General features: G+C 55.6%; 1 protein-coding gene. It reads right to left on the bottom strand.

Annotated features, from left to right (window positions below; genetic code table 11):
* On the bottom strand, positions 1 to 1,022 hold a 1,022-nt coding region (locus GGD63_RS39935; protein ID WP_183250668.1), incomplete at both ends, for an ABC transporter substrate-binding protein.

The raw sequence follows: 1,022 nt of genomic DNA, 5'->3' as shown, positions 1-1,022 counted from the left end.
TTGTAGCACGTTGTATCGAAGCCGTTCGGATAGCCGGCTTCAGCGAGCAACTGCTTCGCCTTTCGCGGGTCGTACGTGTATGGCTTGAGCTCCGGGTCGTAGCCCGTCGAACCGCGCCAAACCTCCGTGTACCGCTCGCCCTGCCCGAACAATACATTTTTAATGATGGCATCGACATCGACCGCATGGGCAACAGCCTGTCGCACCTCCAATTTGCTGAAAGGTGACTCCGGCTTGTAGGCGGTGAACTCGATGTAAAGGTTATTCCCAGTAGTCGCCGTGAATGTGCTCACTCCCGGCATCTTCTTGATCTCGGCGACTGCCGAAACCGGGACCGTATCCATCCAGTCAACGGCACCCGACTTGAATGCCGCAAGGCGCGTCAGGTCTTCCGGAATGATCTTCAAGACCAGGTTCTTGACCTTCGGCCGCGCATCCTTGTTCCAGTAGTCATCGAACGCCTGGAGCCGCATCTCCTCCTTGACTGAGCGCGACACGAACTTCCACGGACCAGTCCCGACTGGGGCCTTCTCGAAACCTGCATCACCTACCTTTTCAAAGTACTTCTTTGGTATTGCCCACAGCTGCAGCGAATTGATGATGTAACTCGCATCAGGCGACTTGAAATACAGCTTGAAGTGATGATCGTCGACGATTTCGAAACGTTCGACGTTTGCCTGCAGGTTACTCCAGGGCGAAATTTTTGGATCCCGCAGTCGATCATAGGCAAAATGGAAATCCTCCGACGTGAGCGGGTCCCCATTGTGGAACTTCACACCCTTTCGAATATGCACATCGATGATCGGCTTGTCCGCCGCCCCCTCGACACTCCAAGAGTCCGCGAGCCAGTTAACCGGCTTCAGATCGGGTCCGTAGCGGACCAGCTGTTCAAACATTTGACTATAGAAATATCCATCGACACCAGCTGCGGACCGTGTCGGATCGATGACAGTCGCCTCGGCAGCGAGCGCCGCAACGAGCGTGCCCTTGGTTTGGGCCGAGACCGTTACATTGAGCGCGAG

This window comes from Bradyrhizobium sp. cir1, assembly GCF_014198245.1.
Taxonomy (GTDB): domain Bacteria; phylum Pseudomonadota; class Alphaproteobacteria; order Rhizobiales; family Xanthobacteraceae; genus Bradyrhizobium.
The sequence above is the reverse complement of the archived record's forward strand: the minus strand, read 5'-3'. Positions and strand labels throughout refer to the sequence as shown.